Annotated in this window: 1 pseudogene; it reads left to right on the top strand. The window is 76.7% G+C overall.

Annotated elements, in window-relative coordinates:
- Nucleotides 1–22 precede the first annotated feature (22 nt).
- A pseudogene (locus O3Q52_RS53565) lies at nt 23–952 on the top strand (LuxR family transcriptional regulator); the annotation flags it as partial.

Raw genomic sequence — 952 nt, 5'->3', positions numbered from 1 at the left:
AGGGGACACCTTCGGAGACGGCGTGCAGCCGGTCAAGTACGGCTGCCGGTACGTGGCCCGCGTCGTGGAGGAACTGCTGACCGCCATGGTCGACAGCGGCGACCTCGTGCAGCGGCGGGGCGACGGCTGGACGGTGACCGGCTCGCTGAACGCCCACGTGCCCGCGACGGTCGCCGCCGCCGTCCTCCAGCGTGTGGACCACCTGGAACCGCCCGGTGTCGCGCTCCTGGAAGCGGCGGCCGTCCTGGGCAGGCGCTTCCCCGTGGACATCGCCGCCCGCGTCGCCGGGCTCGACCGGGCGACGGCACTGCGCCAGCTTCGCCATGCGGCACGCGCCCAGCTGGTCACCGACGGCGCCACCGCGGAGGAGCCCGGCTGGCACACGTTCCGCCACGCCCTGACCGCCGACGCCATCACCCACCGGCTGCTGCCCGTGGAGCGGGCGGCGCTCTGTCTCGCCGCGGCCGACGCGATCGAGTCCGCCGACGCGATCGAGTGCGCCGACGGCATCGAGGGCGCCGACGCGACAGGGCCGCGGCCTCGGGACGCGGGCCGCTCCACCCGGCGGGCCGGGGAGCCGCACGGTCTGATCGGCGGTGACTCGGGCGACGACCTGTACCGCCTGGCCGCGGAGCTGTGTGTCGCCGGCGGGCAGCGGGCCCGGGCGGCCGTGCTGCTCACCCGGGCCGGCCGGCAGGCGGTCCTGCGGGGCGCTCTGCTGACCGCGGTGGAACTCCTCGACAGGGGACTGGAGTTGACCTCCGGCGTCCCGGACGCCCCGCCCGAGGCAGTGGCAGGACTGCTGGAGGAGCTACTGGGGACACTCGTCCTCACGGGCGACGTCCAGCGCGTGCCGGAGCTCGGCGACCGGCTGGACGACGTCCTGACCGTGTGGGGCGCGCCGCCCGCCCGCCGCGCCGCGGGTTTCCTGGCCCGGGCCAGAGCCGCCGCC

It is taken from the genome of Streptomyces sp. ActVer (genome assembly GCF_027270795.1).
Taxonomy (GTDB): Bacteria; Actinomycetota; Actinomycetes; order Streptomycetales; family Streptomycetaceae; genus Streptomyces; species Streptomyces umbrinus_A.
Note: the sequence above shows the minus strand (reverse complement) of the source record. Positions and strands in the feature narration are given on the sequence as shown.